Below are 16,772 nucleotides of genomic sequence, written 5' to 3' on the forward strand. Positions count from 1 at the left end.
GTATTGTCAGAGGCGTTTTTCATAACGGTGCGGTCCAATTCCTTTCAGGCTCTTATGCGGCTTCTGCAAGCCCGTTCAGTCGGGAAACACGTAGGCCGGTCTGATCGAACAGATAGCACGCCTCGACTGGCAGGCGCAGATCGACATCCAAACCTTTGCCGATCCGGCGCCCGTGGCTGTCGCGTACCACAATCGTTTCATCACCCAGGCGGACGTGCACAAACGTGTCGCTGCCAAGCATCTCGACAATTGCCGCTCGTCCGCTGACGGGCACTCCATCGTCATCCTCGTTTAGCTTGATATGTTCTGGCCGGATTCCAAGCTCTACGAACTGACCGGTCTCAACGCGGCCCGCAAGCGGTATCATAACCGAGGTCCCGGCAGTCAGATCGACCCGGGCCGCGCCGTCGGCAACCTGCGCGACCGTTCCGGACAGAAAGTTCATGGCCGGTGAGCCCAGAAACCCCGCGACAAATCGGTTGCCGGGTTGCTCATACAGTTCCAGAGGGGCACCGACCTGCTCGATCCGACCCTCGTTCATAACTACGATCCGGTCGGCCAGCGTCATCGCTTCGACCTGATCATGTGTGACATAGATCATGGTCGAGTTCAGCTCTTCCTTCAGTCGGGCGATTTCGACCCTCATGTTGACCCGAAGTGCGGCATCGAGATTTGAAAGCGGTTCGTCCAGCAGAAACAGCGTTGGCTTGCGAGTGATGGCCCGTCCGATGGCCACGCGTTGGCGCTGGCCGCCTGACAATTCCCGAGGTCGCCGTCGCAGGAACTTGCCCAGATGCAGCGACTCTGCCGCACGCGCAACCCGTGAGACGATCTCGTTTCGCGGGGTACGCGAAATCTCCAGGCCGAAACCCATGTTACGGTTCACGTCCATATGCGGATAGAGAGCATAGGATTGAAAAACCATGGCAATGCCGCGCTCGGGCGGTGCCAGTGCGGATACGTCCCGGCCATCGACCAGTAACCGCCCTGCGTTGATCGCCTCTAACCCAGCAATGATCCGCAGCAGGGTGGATTTCCCGCATCCTGATGGACCGACCAGAACACAGAATTCGCGGTCTTTGACTGTTAGCGACAATTCCGGAATGACCGTCACTGTGCCGAAACGTTTGATGATGTTATCGATCTGGAGGGTCGCCATGGGTCAGCCTTTCACCGCACCGGCCAAAAGCCCGCGCACAAAGGCGCGTTGCACTAGCACATAGAGGAATATCAGCGGAAGCGCGATCAGTGTCAGAATGGCAAAAAGCGCGCCAGGATTAGCCATGTAAAGGCCTGAATATTGCATCGGTACGATGGTCAGTGTTTTCATCTCGGCCCTTGTCAGTACGATCAGGGCCAGAAAGAACTCGTTCCAGGTTACGATGAACTGCCATATGGCGACGAAAACCAGTGCAGGGCGCACCAGTGGCAGCGCAACGTGCCAGAAGGTCTGCCACGAACTGCAGCCATCCACCCGCGCCGCATCAAAAAGTTCCTTGGGTGAATCATCCATGAACGCCTTCAGAATGACGATCGCAAACGGCACGCCAAGCGCCGAGTAGGGAAAGATCAGGCCCCAATAGGTATTAACCCAACCAAAGGTCTTGAGAAGGATGGCCAGCGGCAACACCAACGAGGCCAGCGGCACCATCAACGTTGTCAGTAAGGTTGCATAAATCACCAGCGATCCCCGCAGGCGCAGAACCGAGCAGGCAAAGGCAAACAGGGCCGAAACGCTCACCACGGTGATGACGGTGGCGACCGTGATAATCAGACTGTTGAGGAAGATACCCGTCAGCGGGTTGTCGCGGATCACCGTGATGAAGTTCGCAAAGGTGACTGGCCAGGCAAAAAGCACCGGGTCAAAGGCCTGCGATGGCGATCGTAACCCGACAGATACCATATAGACCAAAGGCAGCATCCAGAACCCCAGCACCACAAAAAGAGTGGCGTGAAGGGCGAGGGATTTGGCACTGCTTCGCGATATCCGGGTCATGCGCTTCGTCCTTTTGCAGAGGATTGCTGCGTCCCTAGAAACACGATCTGAAGTACGGAAAGGACAAGCGCGATCATCAGTACCAGGACTGAAAGCGCCGCTCCGCTGCCCGTATCGCCCAGAATGAAGCTTTGTTTGAAGATGAATGTGCCAAAAACCTCGCTGGCACAGTTTGGCCCGCCGCCGGTCATCAGGTGCACGATTGGAAAGGTCTGCAACGTGCCGATCACGCCCAGCATCAACAGCGATTTCGTCGACGGCGCCAGCATCGGAATGATGACATGAACGGCCAGACGCCATCCCCGTGCGCCATCGACACGTGCTGCGTCCAGCACTTCTGGTGGCATGTTGGCAATCCCTGCGATATACATCAGCATCGAAAATCCGGTCCACTGCCAGATGTTCACAATGATCAGAGCGTAAATCGCGGTTTTTGGATCGCCTATTGGCGAGTAGGTCAATGTTATCCCGATATGTTTCAGGTACTCCTGCGCAATCCCGTAATAGGGTGCATAGATCTGCACCCAGACCAGGCTGACCACTGACACCGATGTCACTACAGGCAGGAAAAAGGCAGTTCGGAAAAAACCGCGCCAGGCCCGGGTATGGCGCTCGATGCAATAGGCCAGAACCCCGCCGATCACCATCTGCACTGGAATTGTGATGACACCCCACAGAAACATATTGCGCACCACAGTCCAGAACGTGGGGTTGGACAGGATGTCGATGTAATGCGTCAAACCGGCATAGCGAGTGCCGCCTTCGGAACCCGCTGAAAGCAGACTGTTTTGAGCAACCCACAGGATCGGGTAGGCAATGAACACCACAAAGAGCACAACGGCAGGCAGGACGAACGCAAAGTTCGTCAAACGGGCAACCGAGTGGGAGCGTCTCGGGAGTTGCGCTGTCTCACTCATCAGTTCGGCCTCTGCACTATATCGAATGCACTGTGCCATATCATTTACGATCCTGCGGGTTTTCTTGGCGTCGCCGCTCTGCTTCTGTGTTCGCGGCAGCGCCTTTGGTCGGGTGCGCTGGTTCTACTGCCCAAGCGCCTTATCCGTGGCCGCCTGGACCGATGCCAATGCATCTTCGGCGTTCAACTCGCCCGCAGCAACACCCGCAAGCGCGTTATCCAGTGCTTCGGCAATGGCCGGAATCGCAAAACGCTGATTTTCGGCGTTGGGCAGATCCTCCATGAAACGGGCATACATCTGTTTGACATGATCAGATACTTCGCCTTGCGGCTCGTGGCCCTTGAAAGCGGGAAGATCATTGAGATCGTTCAGAGCCTGTTGCAGACCGACTCCGTTGGTTAGCTCGGTCAGGAAGGTCCAGGCGCTTTCGTTCTCTGCTCCATTCTTGGTCAGGCCATAGCCGATGTCGATACCACCAACCGGCGGGCTGGGCTGGGTCGAGCCAGGAACCGGCGGCATATAGAAGAAATCAAACCCATCCATGTTCTCGACATATTCCGATAATGGTGGCGGGAACTTGCTTTCCTGCATCCACCATGAGCCTAGCGCCATCATACCAACCTTGCCCTGCGCCAAAAGCTGCGCTCCTGTGGGATAGGCATGTGCACCAAGTGCGCCCTGCTGGAAGATCCCGTCATCGAACAGCCCCTTCCATGCGTTCATTGCCGACACAAGTCCGGGCGACGTCCAGGGGACTTCGCCAGCCTGCGCCTTGTCGGTGATACCGGCAGAGAACTGGTTCGCAAGCATCAAAAAGACATTCTCGTTTTGCCAACCGTCAGCCGCGCCTTGGAACATCGGGATATACCCACCTTCGGTCAACGCTGTGGCGGCGGCTTTCAGATCGTCATAGGTCTGCGGGGCCGAAAGGCCAAGCGTGTCAAAAATCTTGCGGTTGTACCAGATGCAAAGAACCTGAGATTCCTGCGGTACGATATAATAGCCTTCGTCGCCTTCGGGGTTGCCCATCAGCACCTGACGGCGGTTCACAGGAAAGATGTTATCCGCCCAATCTGCACCCCATTCAGCCGCAGCCATGTCGTTCACAGAAGTCAGATGTTCACGGTATTGCTGCGTCAGCGAACCAGGCTGTAAGCCGATCACATCCGGCAGGCTGTCTGAGGCTGCGGCGGCCTTCAGCGCTGTAATGTATTCCGGCGAATAGTTATAATAAGTGTATTTGACCTTGATGTCAGGGTATTTCTCCTCGAACGCAGCAATGGGTTTTTCCATCGTACTTTGCACGAACCAGGACCACACTGTAACCTCTGTCTCGTCGGCCGTGGCTGCGGTGGATGTCATCAGCGCGGCCAGTGTCGCGAGCATCTGCTTTCTAAACATAGCTGTTCTCTCCTCCTTGAATCCCAGACCCTCCGGCTAACCGAAGTGGCCCTGCCCGCCGATGGTTTCTGCCACCGGAGTTGTTCGCCAGCCTGTAATGCCCCTTATCCTGCCTTCAGCGCTGAATCGGTCAGTTCCAGATCCTCAGTCAGTGGCGTTTTCGCCCGGAGTCCCGCCTTTTGCAGTTCGTCGTGATAGGCTTTGGTCGCTTCCTCGGAAGAGATCCTCTCTTCTACCACCCGCCGCATGGCCCGAACGATCCCGGTTGAGCTTTCGGCAAAGAAAATCTTGCGCCCGAACAGCGCGACGCGGGCCCCGTATTGCTCAGCCTGCTTCACCATCTCAAGCGTGTCCCGCGTTGTCGAAGACGCCCCGCCCAGAATGCCGACTATCAAGTTCTCAGGATCGAAAGACGCCAGTTCTTCAGTGGCGCGCGCGCCGTTATAGACCACCTTCAGGAACACGGGCCGATCCAGGCGCGAAACGCCTGCAAGGCATCGTGCGATGGCATCGTTGTTGTAGGCGGCGAATTCCGCGTCGCCTGTTGCGACGTCGAACTGCGGATTGAACACTTCCAGAAAATGCCGAATTCCCGCAGTCGAGGCCGCGTCGCGGAACTGCGCATAAGCCTCTAGCGAGCGTCGATCCTGGTCGAGGTCATTGAAAAAAGTCAGCGCGTAGAGGCCCAGATCTGCCAACGGTTTCACCCTGTCCAAACGTGCCGTGCGAAACGGCACCGTCGGATATGACTTGTAGTTCGCCCCGCGCCAGTGCCAGATATCGCTGCCGTCATTCAGCCGGATTGCCGGGGTCACGGCCGAACCAACGAACGCCGCGTGACGGGCAAGATACTCGCCCGATGACAACGAGGTCAGCATCACGTCGACCAGATCGCTTGCAATCATCTCACTCATTGCGTCGCGATACACCTGAAGCGGCCGGTGTTTCCCGGTTGGTTGCCCGTTGGAAGCATATTGTGGACCCGCCGCACACACGCCGAGCGCCATGTCGCTGTCTTTGGCATCGGCAATAATGAAGTCTTTGGGGTGGTATTCTCCATTCTGAATTCGTGTGAGCTTGTGATCCAATCGTTTAGCCTGGAACATCAGTTTCCCCCTGTTGCCATCCCGTGTATTCGCGACACGGATACGCCACTTGATCACAAAAAACGCACTGACTGGGTACACTCGAACCGAGTGTCTGCCCCTGCCAGGAGCTTTCGAATAAGAATGAAACTTGAAATTACTTGTGCTGAGCTTGGGATGCGGCGCTCATCACTTCAATTTCAAACTTGGCTTGAAGAGCGCACTGTATGATGCGGCATTCTCCTCACCTGACTGGTGGACAGTCTAAGTAACAAGAAGGGTGCATAGTTTTATTTTTTGTACAAGAAAAAAAATTTCTTTTATTGTGATGCGATGGTGTATATTCGAAAAACCCCAACGACACAAAACATGAAAATCGCGGCCAGGAGTTGGAGGCTAACGTGAAAACAGGCGATCTGGCTGTGGCCTTGCACATTGCGCGGAGTAGTTTGGTTTTTCAGACCGTGTTATCAAGGCCTGCTCTGTTCCTCATTTCTGTTGATTTCGTGGCTCCTCTAAACATGACGGAGGGCCAACTAAGTTTGGGGGACAAACGGTGCTAAGGAATTCTTGATACCAGATACCGACCCCGAAGTGTGATGACTTGAGGGCCGGGATTGATATGGTATTTCAGTCACAAGTACCGGTGGATACAGTACCACTCGTTCTCAAGTGCTACGTGGGGCTCTTTGAATGTGCGAGACCCAATTAACTGGTAAATCATCGATTTAAAGTGCCCATGAACATTCTTTTTTTGACATCAACTTTCCCGCGGAGTGCGGGCGATCAACAGGCCCCATTCGTTTTGGAACAGGCACTGGCATGGCGTGCAAAACGTCCGCAGGACAGGATCTTTATCCTGGCTCCACATGACCAGGACGCAGCATTGAATGAAACGCTTGATGGCATTGAAATTAGACGCTTTCGCTACATGCCGTCCGAACAAATGCAAACACTTGCCTATCCAGCGATCCTACCGAACATTCGCAAAAACCCCTGGCGAGTGTTTCAGATTTTTCCTTTCCTATGGAGCCAATACGCCGCCGCGAAATCAATTGCTCGAGAGGGAAAAATTGATCTGGTTTATGCACATTGGGTGATGCCGCAGGGTTTAGTGGCACTTGCGCTCAAGCGTTTCGTTCATCTTCCCTATTTGCTTCAGAACCATTCGTCTGATTTATCTGTTTTTGGCAAGTTTGGAATTTTGGGTCGCCGCCTTGCGCGCGCGATATTGCGGCAGGCGGAAGCCTTCTTTTGCGTCAACTCTGATCAAGCGGTCTTTGCCCGATCCCTGTCGCCGGGGCTCAAATGCCATGTCCTCCCGATGGGGGTATCGCTTGATCTCAATCGCTCATCCCGATGCAATGGAGTGCAGGGGTCGAAGTATGCTGTTGGCACGATATCCCGGTTGTCGAAAAAGAAGGGTATTCATCACTTGATTGATGCGGCTGAGCTTCTGGCGATGGATGGTCAGCCGGTCCCGCTTGGTCTCGCCGGTGACGGGGAAGATGCCGAAGACCTGAAGGCACGCCCAATTCACGCAGATACCCATTTCACCGGTTTCCTGTCAGGTTCAGAGAAAGCCGGGTTCTTCGGTGACTGTTTTGCCATGGCTTTTCCGTCGGTCAACGCAGAGGGGGATGTGGAGGGTATGCCGGTTTCGCTGTTAGAGGCTTTGGTTTCGGGCAAACCTGTTATCGCCTCGAAAGCCACAAACATTGAGCTTTTGCCCGAATGGCAAGCGATTAAAGATGATGTTGAGTTTTTGGACGACCCTGCGGACACAGCGGCCTTTGCGTGCGCTATCAAGCGCATTCTGAGCCTAAACCTGGATGAGATCCAGAATCGGTCCAGACGTTTGCAACATGCGATGCGGCACTACACGTGGGATTGCCTGATCGAAGAGTATCTGAGCGTAGCTGACAGCGTTAACTTCAAGGGTTAAGCCGTTTCTTAAGGTCATCGACCATTCCTGCATATTGAGTCTTAAGTACGTCTGCTGAACTTCGGATTCGATCCCAATACTGCATTGGATCTTCAGAAAGCTGTTTGACCTGCGCCAGAATCAGATCGGGATCGAAGGTCCGCGCATCATGCACGTATTCTGCGACGCCGAGGTCTTCGTAAGCGCCCCATCCCTTTCTTTCATATGATAGATGAATCGCGGGCCAACCCGCAAGCAGTGCGGCTATGGCCCCGTGAAGCCTGACCGAAACAACGACACCAGGCGCACCGCTCCGAAGGATTTTCTGAAAGCTGCCATCGTCTGTCCAACCCATTCGGCGATAGAAGGCGGCGTCTGAGCGCGGGCCAGGTGCGTCAGCTTGTACGGCATAAATAGGTTCGTGTAACCCTTTCACCAGCTGTGTTAGCCGCCCCTGATACTCTCCCGCGCTTGGTAGATCTCGTGCCACCAGCACTGGTTTTCCACTGGGATTTTCGGGAGTGATGTCATGAATCTTGCGCGCAAGTTTCATGACTGCAAGGTCACCCACGCGGCGCATATTGTTAAAGCCAAGTTCTGAAAACGTCTTGTCGTCACGAACATAAAGACGATCTACCGCAGCCAACCTTTTGCGCATCATTGTGCCAACCAAGCCGGTCGCTGGCCCGATACTTTGCGGCAAATATATCGTTGGTACCTCTGATCGAGCCGCCGCGGATAACTGAGCCATGTGATTAAACAGAACACCTGATTGCCGTACGAAACTGTCCGCGACAAGATAACCGCCACCAACGGCGATCAATCCTTTGGCGTGTCGTGCAAGTTTTCCGACGGTGCCCAGATGGCCAGCCGTAACGCCATCTACGAGCACCTCCAGCGCAGCGCGCGCTAATCTGGGCGAGGGGCGTCCGAAGGGTTCTCCTGGTGCGCGATAGACCCTAATAGGATTGTCGAAGCTTTCAGGATCCAGTGCCAGGAGCGCACATTCGTCAGCTGCAATTCCCGCGTCTTTAAGGGCCTCTAAGGTTAGATCAACAAGCAGACCGTCGCCAGAGTTTCTGCGGCTGAATGTGTGCAGAATTAGATACATGCTTTCGTCATCCGGATTTTTTTTGGTGGATGTTCGTCGGATGATCAGAGTAGAAGTCACCGGAACTTGTTCAGAAGAACCTTAGATGAAGTTACCTTAAATGTTCAAGAACATAGCTCGAAAACTGTTGCAGGCCGTTACCCGAACACGAGATTTCTACTACCGTCGTTTGCGAGAAATCGCACCGAGCGCGCGCGATCAGCGTGTTCTTGAAATCGGTAGCGGCAAGCAGGTGAAGGGCCAAGAAGCATATTCTGCGGTGCACATATTCAACGATGTCGCCGAGTTCCGGCAAACGGATATCAACCCGGCCCATGGGCACGAAGTACTTGATATCACGAAGATGAATATCCAAGAACAATACGACCTGATCTTGTGCCTGAATGTCTTGGAACATGTCTATGAAACAGAAGTTGCAGTGTGTAATCTTCACGCAGCGCTCAGACCAGGTGGTCGTCTGATCGTTGCAGTTCCATTTGCCTTTCCTCTGCATGACGAGCCGCACGATTTCTATCGATTTACACGCTATGCGCTAGAGCGGATGCTTGCTGCGTTTGACGACGTTGAAGTTGAAGTCCATGGGCCTGCGAAAATGCCTTTCGGTCATTTTGTTGTAGCCACAAAGCAGTCGTCGTGATGTGGCATCGGATGATTCTGGATCGGCTCTCAGAATGATGGCAGAATCCGGTCCGACATCACGGGTTTCGCCCGCTCGCCGACCACTTTGGAAACGGTTGTTGTTGATCTTGGCCGCATTTGGCTTTGCGATTGGTGTTTATGTCTCGATCCGCGCAAAACCAGAACTGGTTTCTGATCTCAACTATATCCCGCTGTTGATACTGGTGGTGTTTGGTATTCCGATAACCGTAGCCCTGAACACTGAAGAGTTCCGACTTTCAGGCCAGCTTATCGGTCGTGAGTTTTCGCGCATCTCTGCACTTGAGATCACGATCGTGGCGAGCGTCGCCAACATGCTTCCGATCCCAGGTGGCACAATGGTAAGGATCGGTGCGCTGAAGGCCAAAGGGGCTAATCTGAAAGAGGGGACCGCCGCAACTTTTTTGATTTCGTTCCTCTGGGTCGGCGTCGCATTTCTGTACTCCGGTGTTTGGCTATTGGTTATTGAGGGCGAGGGCACAGACCGGAAGGGGCTCGGGCTGATCTTTTGTCTGTTTGGCTTACTTCTTCTCATCGTTGTTGCAGCAGTTGGAATCCATGTTTTCAAAAAACATGCGACGGTCGTGCGGCTTGCCTTAGTCAAGATCGGTTTGGTCTTGATTGATGCAACCCGAATATTCCTGTGCTTTAGGGTCCTCGGGGTTGACGGAACTTTTGGACAGGCTTCTGTTCTAACAGTTTCCAGTGTTGTGGGGGCATCAATATCAATAGTCCCGGCTGGCCTTGGCATTCGAGAAGGAACCGCTGCGCTGCTTTCGCCGTTGGTCGCGCTTGCAGCAGCTGCGGGTTACCTTGCAACATCTTTAAATCGCATTGTGGGTCTAATGGTGCTGGCGCCTATCGCTGTTTGCTTGGGCCTTCGTTCCAAAACGCCCTCAGAAGCGAGTGAGCCCTGACAGCCGGGGGCAATCCCATACTTCGTGTCGCCGATAAGAAAACCTTGCGCCAACATAATTTTGCCGCGATCTTGGTGCAGTCCTGATTGGTGGTTCAGAAAAGTCGACTTATCACATGAAGCTTATTGTTCAGATCCCCGCCCTCAATGAGCAGGAAACAATCGCCCAGACCATACGTGAAATTCCCAGGTCTATTCCGGGGGTGGACTCGGTCGAAGTTCTGGTGGTCGACGATGGATCTACTGATAGTACGGTCGATGTCGCGCGACAGGCTGGTGCAGATCACATCTTGCAACTGAGCAGTCATTTGGGTTTGGCGCGCGCGTTCTCAGCGGGCATTGAAGAGGCCTTGTCTCTTGGTGCCGATGTCATTGTGAATACGGATGCTGACAATCAGTATTGTGCCGAAGACATCCCCGCACTTATCGAGCCAATACAAAAACGCATTGCGCAAATTGTGGTTGGCGCCCGACCGATTACACAGATTGATGAGTTTTCACCCATAAAAAAGGCTTTGCAACGGCTCGGAAGTTGGGTTGTACGTCTGGCCAGTGGTACTGAGATACCTGATGCGCCTAGCGGTTTCCGGGCTTATTCGCGCGATGCTGCGGCACGTATCTGCGTAATAAATACATATACATACACTTTGGAAACTATCATCCAGGCAGGGCGCAAGAAGATCCCGATAACGTCCGTACCGGTCCGTGTTAACCGCGTCACACGCCCCTCGCGCCTGTTCAAAGGGATAACCGAGTATGTGACCCGTTCGGCGCGTACCATATTGCGGGTCTTTGTTATCTATGCCCCGTTAAAATTCTTCCTGACACTCTCTGCAGTTTTTGCTTTGCCCGGGCTTTTTGGTATCGCACGCTTTGTTTTGTTCTACCTGACGGATGGCGGTGCAGGTCACATTCAATCTCTGGTCTTATCAGGCGTCTTGCTTGCCATGGCGACAATCATGTTCGCGGTGGGTATCTTGGCCGATTTGATTGCCACCAACCGCAATTTATTGGAAGATATTAGGGCACGGGATCTGTTGCGACCGGTACAGAAATCCCCCGAAATTGTACCACTTCGAGCTGTCGACATCGCAGAAAATGCCTGATGCTTTGAAGAAGCATCCTCGCCCCAGCACCAGTTCAGAAAGCGATTACTATCTGCTGGGGCGTTACGCTATTGCAGTATTGTTTCTGCTTCTTACCGTGCTCGCCTATACACAGAACGTCAATTGGGATGAGTTCTACTTCCTGTCCCATGTACATGCCTTCCTTGACGGGAGGCTTGATCGCCCGTTGCAGACTTTTTTTGTTCACGGCTTTGCTTGGCTCGGTAAGATTCCTGGTCATGAGATGGGCCAGATTTTCGCTGCGCGCCTCGTCATGATCGGATTTTTGGCCGCTACCTGCTTTTCGATCTACAAGATCGCAGAAGAATTCTCCGACCAGAGATGTTCAATCATCGCGGTATTGGCGTTTCTAACCTCTGCATTTGTTCTGCCTCATGGGGCGAGTTTCCGTGCCGATCCAATCGCTGCCGCGTTTTTGACTTCGTCCATAGCCATCATTCTAACGACACGAATGTCCGTCATTCAGATCGTGCTTGTTGCCCTGCTAAGCGCGCTTGCCGTTTTAGTCACCATAAAATCGGCTTTATACCTGCCCGCCTATTTTGCTGCTCTAATCTGGCGGATTGAAGATCGGAGCGTCGTTCTCAGAATAATTGGTGCGGGCATCCTGTCCGCAGCTCTCTGTGCGCTTCTATATCTGTGGCATTCTTCCGGCATTTCAGTCGCCGAAGGAAAAACCACTGCTACAAACGCTAAATCTGCGTTGAACACAACATTTCTGAATAGCGGTTGGGTGCCGCGTTCTCAGGAAGTTTTAAACTGGTTTCTGTTCAGTCTTGCGCAAGTCTGCCTAGTTGTTCTGGGACTGACAGCTCAGGGTGATCGGAGGCGCACAATTGTTCTTCTGCTGTTTGCGGGGCCATTTCTTTCGGTTGTGGTTTATCGCAATGCCTATGTGTATTTCTTTCCATTTGCGGTGCCCTTGTTAATGGTGGCGGCTGCAATTGGTGCGCAACGCATAACGCAAACGCAGACAATGATCCGTATTATGACTGTAATGCTGATCAGCACCTGCTTACAGTTAGCATTGGTCTTGCGCGAAGGAACACGGACACGAACACAACGCGCAACGATAGCTGAAGTTCATCGACTCTTTGAAAGCCCAGTGCCTTACATAGACGACAGCGGAATGATTGCATCTTTCCCGCGGGTCGGCTTTTTTATGTCCAGTTGGGGGCTCACCAGTTACAGACGGGCCAATCAGCCGGTTTTTGTGGACATCATCAGAATTACTAAACCACCTCTGTTGATCGCGAACAAGGTGGCACTTACGCGAACGATGGCCCAATCACTTTCACGCGGAGCGGTTCCAAAGTTGCTTCCAGAAGACCACGACGTTCTGCGACGGTCATATGTACACTATGCAGGTGTGATCTGGCTTGCGGGGGCGGAGGTCGCGTTGACAGCAGATGAGGTCATGTTGAACCTGCCCTTTCCGGGGCGATACAGGGTTGAAGCGAACCAACCTATCAAAATTGACGACCAGATGGTGACTAGCGGTACTGTTCTCGCTCTCGGTGCTGAGCCGCTGGAGTTAAAGGGGCCACCTGGAACCTCAGTCAAATTGATTTGGGACACAGGTGTGGAACCGATTCCGTCTGATAGCCTCGGCACCAAGATCTATTCCGGCTTTTGGATGTTTCCGTTCTGAGCCTCCTTCGATTTTTTCATGTCAAACATAAAGCGCTGTTGATCCAGGTGATGAAGGTTGGCGAACATAGCAACGGGCCGTGTTGGGTATGAAAGGTCAACTTGGACTATCAAAGTGCCGCCAAAGTGAATTGCTGAGCCCTATTAGCCGTTTTCCTGCAGTGGCAGCCTGTCGCGTACAAGGTTAGCCCAAAATTCCGCACCGATCGGCAAAAGAGCGTCGTTGAAATCGTAGTCGTTTGAATGTAGCGGCTGACCGTTTGGGCCGTTCTCGCCATTTCCCAGCAGGATAAAACAGCCGGGCACCGCGGCGCTGAAATGGGCGAAATCCTCCGAAAAGCTCATCGGTTGGCGATCAGGGATTGTATCAAACCCGGACTTTTGCGCGACGCGAATGGCGGCCTCGGTCGGGATCGGAGCGTTGATGGTCTCGATGAATTCGGTCCTGTAATCCACATGTGCTTCGACGCCATGAGCAGAGGCGATGCCATGGGCAATCTGGCGCATATGTGCTTCGATCTCGTTCCGGTCTTCAGGGCTGCGTGCCCGCGCATCCCCCTTGAGCGTTGCTGTTCCCGGCAGAACATTTCGCTGCCCATCTGTCAGAAACTCGGTCACCGAGACAACAGCTCCGGCGCCTGGGGCGAGCTTGCGTGCGACAATCGTCTGTAGCGCCAAAACGATCTCTGATCCGATGGTCAGGGCATCACGCCCTGCCTGTGGCATAGAGGCATGGCCACCTTGACCGGTAACCGTGATCTCAAACAGGCTTTCCGAGGAACAGATCAGCCCGTTTCGTGTGGAAATCTGTCCGGTGGGGGCACCGGGCAGGTTGTGTATGGCGTAGACCTCGTCGATTGGAAATCGCCCCAGTACATCTTCGTCCAGCATCGCTTGGGCTCCGAGGCCCAGCTCTTCGTTTGGTTGAAATAGAAATACGACCGTGCCGCTGAATCCGGGATTAGCGGCCAGTGCTTCCGCTGCGCCCAAAAGCATCGTCATGTGACCGTCATGGCCGCAGGCGTGCATCACACCCGGGTTCTGAGATACATAATCATGCTCGCTTGCTTCCTGAATTGGCAGCGCGTCCATGTCGACACGCAATCCGATAGCACGATTGCCCTGGCCGGCCCTGAGAATGCCGACTACGCCCACACCTTCATGTACTTCAAGCCCGTACTGACGCAGCAATGTTGCGACCCTGGCTTTGGTTTCCGTCTCATGAAAACCCAATTCGGGCGCTTTATGGAACGACTGTCTCAGTCGACGCAATTCGGGTAGGTTCAAATCCAAGACGACCTCCATTCCCAGATATCTGGCGCACGCTGAGCCAAGTGAGCTTGGGTATTGACGTAGAGTGGTAGATCACGATTCCGGCCGGGTCTACCTGAATGACAGTGAAGGTCCGCAGACCGGTCCAATTTTCGGGTTGCCTGTGATATTCAGACAGCGCGACGCTAAGGCGCGCGGCAGTCACCTGATCTAGTCGGACCAGCCCCGTCTGAATGACGTTGGCGCCTCACCGTACCGCTTCTTGAAGCGAACGGTGAGTTGGGTCGCGCTGCCAAAACCGGTGGCGGCAGCTATTTCGGCAACTGTCATTTCGGTTTCGCTTAATAAAGCGTAGGCACGGGCGACACGCAGTTCGATGTAGAACTGAACCGGAGACGCCTCGACATATTTCTGAAACAACCGCTCCAATTGCCGGCGTGAGATTTGAACGATTTCAGCAATTTCCGAGATATCCAGAGGCTCCTCCAGATTTTCATGCATGATCTGCATGGCATTAATCAGGTATTGGTTCCGGCTCCCCAGCGCGACGGATAATGCAGACTTCTGGAGCGTCTTCTGGTTGTTGGACCGAAAATGAATGCACATGTCTGAAACTATGATGGCCAGATCTTTCCCAAAGTCTGTTTCAATCATGTCCAGCATCATATCGGTGGCCGCGTTACCACCGCCGCACGTCATGAGATCGTTGTCGATCTCATAGAGGTTCGCCGAAGGCGTCAGGTCATTAAAATGTTCGGCAAATGCGGGTTGGTTCTCCCAATGCAGAGTGAACCTTTTTCCGGCCAGCATCCCCGCCTTGGCCAATGTAAATGCACCGGTGCAAATACCGCCGAGTTTGCAGCCAAACGCCTTTTGACGGCTGATCCATGAAAGAATTCTGGGGTTGCAGCTTTCCGAAGGTTCGATGCCCGAGCATACGAATAATCTGGACGACCTCGGCAGGTTATGCAGGGCCAGATCGGGCGTTATCTTAACGCCGTTGGAACACAAAACAGGGTGTGCGTCTTCAGAGATGAGATACCATTTATAAAGCTCTTTGCCGGTGACCTGATTGGCGATCCTCAGCGGCTCAACCGCTGCGCTGAAGGCAAGCATGGTAAGCTTCGGGAGGAGCAGGAAATAGATCTCTTTGGATGGCCCGTCATATTCGATGCCATAGCTGGCGGCCCCTTTGGGGATAAAGTTTCTCTGGTTCATTCTCTCTCCTCCCAATACGGACCAAGACGGGTGAAAGGCCTCAACACCTTACGGTATTGGGCGGAAAGGTCAGGCACTTAATTGAGCAAGTAGCTTTTCCTGGCACCCCAGTCACTAGGATCGCTGCTCGCGGACAAATAGGGTTCCTCTTGGGAATGAAACGGAGCGGTTACGATTTGCCAAAATAAACCAAATTGTTGATGCGCAGCTATTGGTCAGAGCGCCCATCTTCGGGGAATTTGCGACATATGCTCTTTGTTTTAACGCCCACTTTGGGGAGGTCAAAAGTTTTACGGCCGATCAGGGCATAGATCACAATACACCTCGGCCAGCTTCGGTGGAGTGAATGCGGTTCAGGCAATACCACCCGAGATGTTTCCTGCAAATCGGCGATTACGTATAGTTTCCGGTGTGGTTTTGTAGTGATCTCGGAAAGCGCGCGTCAATGCGCCCGGAGATGAAAAACCCGTTGCGGTAGACACTTCGAGAAATGGCATCTCGGTAAACTGAAGCAAGCTGTGGGCGCGCTCGAGACGAAGTTCCCTGTATGTTGTAAGAAGTTTTACTCCTGTTCGATCCAGAAACCGCCGCTGTAGCTGGCGTGTCGAGGTGCCAAGCGCCGTGGACAATTCTGGGATTCTAATGGGGTCTTCCAGGTTGCTCTGCATCTTTTCAACGACCTGCCGCACCATCGGATCGGCTTTGGAACGACGGATCAGTCGGGCCGCAAGCTGGCTTTCACAGGCGGGTTTCTTATCCATCAGACCGATATAACTGCGCACGGAGTCGGCAAGATGCTCACCGTGATCCAAAGCAATAAAGTCGGACATCAACCGCAATGCAGCCAGTCTGCTCGACGCACTATGGGTGCGGCTATCTGGTGACAAGTATATACCCGTGCCACTATCGATCAAACCAACCTCGTGTGCTGCGGCAGAAAAATTGGGGTGGACAGACGCAACCGGATTGGCCACGCGGGCTGTGTGGGTTAGCAGAAATACCGCGCCACCAACCAAAACCGAGCGCGAGGACAGGTTCAGAACCTGCGCAATCCAGGCTTTGTCGTGCGCCGTTAGTTGACAGCTTTTGTAGATATCTCCCCAAAAGATCGCGGTGCGCCCGGACCAGTGCAAGGGCCCGCCTGCAGTACCCTGGGCCATGGTGCGGATATTCGTGACATACACATGGTCTTCGGCAAGATCATTCAGTGCGCGATAGAACTCGACCAGCATATGAGCAGATGCTCTTGCATCAGGCTCGCAGAGAATGATCTCGATCTGATGTTCGCGTTTCTGTCTTCCCAATGTGGTTTCGGCCAAATGCGCATGGTCATTTGCAGGGACATAGTGCTTCATTTCTCCTCCACCTGTTTTGCACGTGGTTGGCGTTTTGCAGCCGTTCCTCGATTGGCTAAAAACCCCCCTGCCTGATTGGCGGGGGGTTTGATGGTTTGTTTTATTCAGCTGCGTCTTCGTATTCTGACATTGGCGGGCATGTG

14 protein-coding genes are annotated in these 16,772 nt (G+C 53.6%); 5 read left to right on the plus strand and 9 right to left on the minus strand.

Annotation, left to right across the window (positions count from 1 at the left end; translation table 11 throughout):
- Positions 1–52: 52 nt before the first annotated feature.
- The 5 genes from BLU89_RS18770 to BLU89_RS18790 all read right to left on the minus strand — a co-directional run bounded on the left by BLU89_RS18770 (position 53) and on the right by BLU89_RS18790 (position 5,420).
- Positions 53–1,159 (minus strand): ABC transporter ATP-binding protein, encoded by a 1,107-nt coding sequence (locus BLU89_RS18770; protein WP_074738881.1) that lies wholly within the window; start codon positions 1,157–1,159, stop codon positions 53–55.
- Between the two features lie 3 nt (positions 1,160–1,162).
- Positions 1,163–1,996, minus strand: coding sequence for a carbohydrate ABC transporter permease (locus BLU89_RS18775; RefSeq protein WP_074738883.1), 834 nt, complete (start codon positions 1,994–1,996; stop codon positions 1,163–1,165).
- Positions 1,993–2,913, minus strand: a complete 921-nt coding sequence (locus BLU89_RS18780; RefSeq protein WP_074738922.1) for a carbohydrate ABC transporter permease — start codon at positions 2,911–2,913, stop codon at positions 1,993–1,995. Before BLU89_RS18780 ends, BLU89_RS18775 begins: the two co-directional genes overlap by 4 nt.
- A 123-nt stretch (positions 2,914–3,036) precedes the next feature.
- A complete protein-coding gene (locus tag BLU89_RS18785) occupies positions 3,037–4,314 on the minus strand; it encodes an ABC transporter substrate-binding protein (protein ID WP_074738885.1) in 1,278 nt (425 codons plus the stop codon).
- Positions 4,315–4,418: 104 nt separating this feature from the next.
- A complete protein-coding gene (locus BLU89_RS18790) occupies positions 4,419–5,420 on the minus strand; it encodes a beta/alpha barrel domain-containing protein (RefSeq protein ID WP_074738924.1) in 1,002 nt (333 codons plus the stop codon).
- Positions 5,421–6,138: 718 nt separating this feature from the next.
- On the opposite strand from BLU89_RS18790, the gene BLU89_RS22000 reads away from it, so the two are divergent.
- The gene (locus tag BLU89_RS22000; RefSeq protein WP_074738887.1) at positions 6,139–7,344 is read left to right on the plus strand and encodes a glycosyltransferase; all 1,206 of its coding nucleotides are present in this window, start codon (positions 6,139–6,141) and stop codon (positions 7,342–7,344) included.
- On the opposite strand, the gene BLU89_RS18800 is transcribed toward BLU89_RS22000, so the two are convergent.
- Entirely contained in the window at positions 7,334–8,434 is a 1,101-nt protein-coding gene (locus BLU89_RS18800; RefSeq protein WP_143030618.1) for a polysaccharide pyruvyl transferase family protein, read from the minus strand. The genes BLU89_RS22000 and BLU89_RS18800 overlap by 11 nt on opposite strands.
- 100 nt (positions 8,435–8,534) lie before the next feature.
- Here BLU89_RS18800 and BLU89_RS18805 point away from each other — a divergent pair, with 100 nt between their 5' ends.
- The 4 genes from BLU89_RS18805 (at position 8,535) to BLU89_RS18820 (ending at position 12,785) form a co-directional block, all read left to right on the plus strand.
- Entirely contained in the window at positions 8,535–9,071 is a 537-nt protein-coding gene (locus tag BLU89_RS18805; protein WP_074738891.1) for a class I SAM-dependent methyltransferase, read from the plus strand.
- 34 nt (positions 9,072–9,105) lie between these two features.
- Complete coding sequence (locus BLU89_RS18810) at positions 9,106–10,008, plus strand: hypothetical protein (RefSeq protein ID WP_143030619.1); 903 nt, start codon at positions 9,106–9,108, stop codon at positions 10,006–10,008.
- A 115-nt stretch (positions 10,009–10,123) separates the two neighbouring features.
- A complete protein-coding gene (locus BLU89_RS18815) occupies positions 10,124–11,113 on the plus strand; it encodes a glycosyltransferase family 2 protein (RefSeq protein WP_074738895.1) in 990 nt (329 codons plus the stop codon).
- Positions 11,106–12,785 carry an ArnT family glycosyltransferase gene (locus BLU89_RS18820; RefSeq protein ID WP_074738897.1) on the plus strand — a complete coding sequence of 560 codons (1,680 nt, stop codon included), beginning with the start codon at positions 11,106–11,108 and terminating at the stop codon, positions 12,783–12,785. The genes BLU89_RS18815 and BLU89_RS18820 overlap by 8 nt, the downstream gene beginning before the upstream one ends.
- Before the next feature lie 143 nt (positions 12,786–12,928).
- Here the strand turns inward: BLU89_RS18820 and BLU89_RS18825 are convergent, their stop codons facing one another.
- From BLU89_RS18825 to BLU89_RS18835, 3 genes are all read right to left on the minus strand, one after another.
- Positions 12,929–14,089, minus strand: coding sequence for an amidohydrolase (locus tag BLU89_RS18825; RefSeq protein WP_074738899.1), 1,161 nt, complete (start codon positions 14,087–14,089; stop codon positions 12,929–12,931).
- Positions 14,090–14,266: 177 nt separating this feature from the next.
- Complete coding sequence (locus BLU89_RS18830; protein ID WP_074738901.1) at positions 14,267–15,274, minus strand: GlxA family transcriptional regulator; 1,008 nt, start codon at positions 15,272–15,274, stop codon at positions 14,267–14,269.
- Positions 15,275–15,627: 353 nt separating this feature from the next.
- The gene (locus tag BLU89_RS18835; RefSeq protein WP_074738903.1) at positions 15,628–16,629 is read right to left on the minus strand and encodes a helix-turn-helix domain-containing protein; all 1,002 of its coding nucleotides are present in this window, start codon (positions 16,627–16,629) and stop codon (positions 15,628–15,630) included.
- Positions 16,630–16,772 lie beyond the last annotated feature (143 nt).

Origin of the sequence: Ruegeria halocynthiae, assembly GCF_900106805.1 — a bacterium.
Classification (GTDB): domain Bacteria; phylum Pseudomonadota; class Alphaproteobacteria; order Rhodobacterales; family Rhodobacteraceae; genus Ruegeria; species Ruegeria halocynthiae.

Excerpts from the sequence above, each read along its gene's own strand:
- BLU89_RS18770 (WP_074738881.1), bottom strand. The coding sequence starts at position 1,159 with ATGGCGACCCTCCAGATCGATAACATCATCAAACGTTTCGGCACAGTG.
- BLU89_RS18775 (WP_074738883.1), bottom strand. The coding sequence starts at position 1,996 with ATGACCCGGATATCGCGAAGCAGTGCCAAATCCCTCGCCCTTCACGCC.
- BLU89_RS18780 (WP_074738922.1), bottom strand. The coding sequence starts at position 2,913 with ATGAGTGAGACAGCGCAACTCCCGAGACGCTCCCACTCGGTTGCCCGT.
- BLU89_RS18785 (WP_074738885.1), bottom strand. The coding sequence starts at position 4,314 with ATGTTTAGAAAGCAGATGCTCGCGACACTGGCCGCGCTGATGACATCC.
- BLU89_RS18790 (WP_074738924.1), bottom strand. The coding sequence starts at position 5,420 with ATGTTCCAGGCTAAACGATTGGATCACAAGCTCACACGAATTCAGAAT.
- BLU89_RS22000 (WP_074738887.1), top strand. The coding sequence starts at position 6,139 with ATGAACATTCTTTTTTTGACATCAACTTTCCCGCGGAGTGCGGGCGAT.
- BLU89_RS18800 (WP_143030618.1), bottom strand. The coding sequence starts at position 8,434 with ATGTATCTAATTCTGCACACATTCAGCCGCAGAAACTCTGGCGACGGT.
- BLU89_RS18805 (WP_074738891.1), top strand. The coding sequence starts at position 8,535 with ATGTTCAAGAACATAGCTCGAAAACTGTTGCAGGCCGTTACCCGAACA.
- BLU89_RS18810 (WP_143030619.1), top strand. The coding sequence starts at position 9,106 with ATGATGGCAGAATCCGGTCCGACATCACGGGTTTCGCCCGCTCGCCGA.
- BLU89_RS18815 (WP_074738895.1), top strand. The coding sequence starts at position 10,124 with ATGAAGCTTATTGTTCAGATCCCCGCCCTCAATGAGCAGGAAACAATC.
- BLU89_RS18820 (WP_074738897.1), top strand. The coding sequence starts at position 11,106 with ATGCCTGATGCTTTGAAGAAGCATCCTCGCCCCAGCACCAGTTCAGAA.
- BLU89_RS18825 (WP_074738899.1), bottom strand. The coding sequence starts at position 14,089 with ATGGAGGTCGTCTTGGATTTGAACCTACCCGAATTGCGTCGACTGAGA.
- BLU89_RS18830 (WP_074738901.1), bottom strand. The coding sequence starts at position 15,274 with ATGAACCAGAGAAACTTTATCCCCAAAGGGGCCGCCAGCTATGGCATC.
- BLU89_RS18835 (WP_074738903.1), bottom strand. The coding sequence starts at position 16,629 with ATGAAGCACTATGTCCCTGCAAATGACCATGCGCATTTGGCCGAAACC.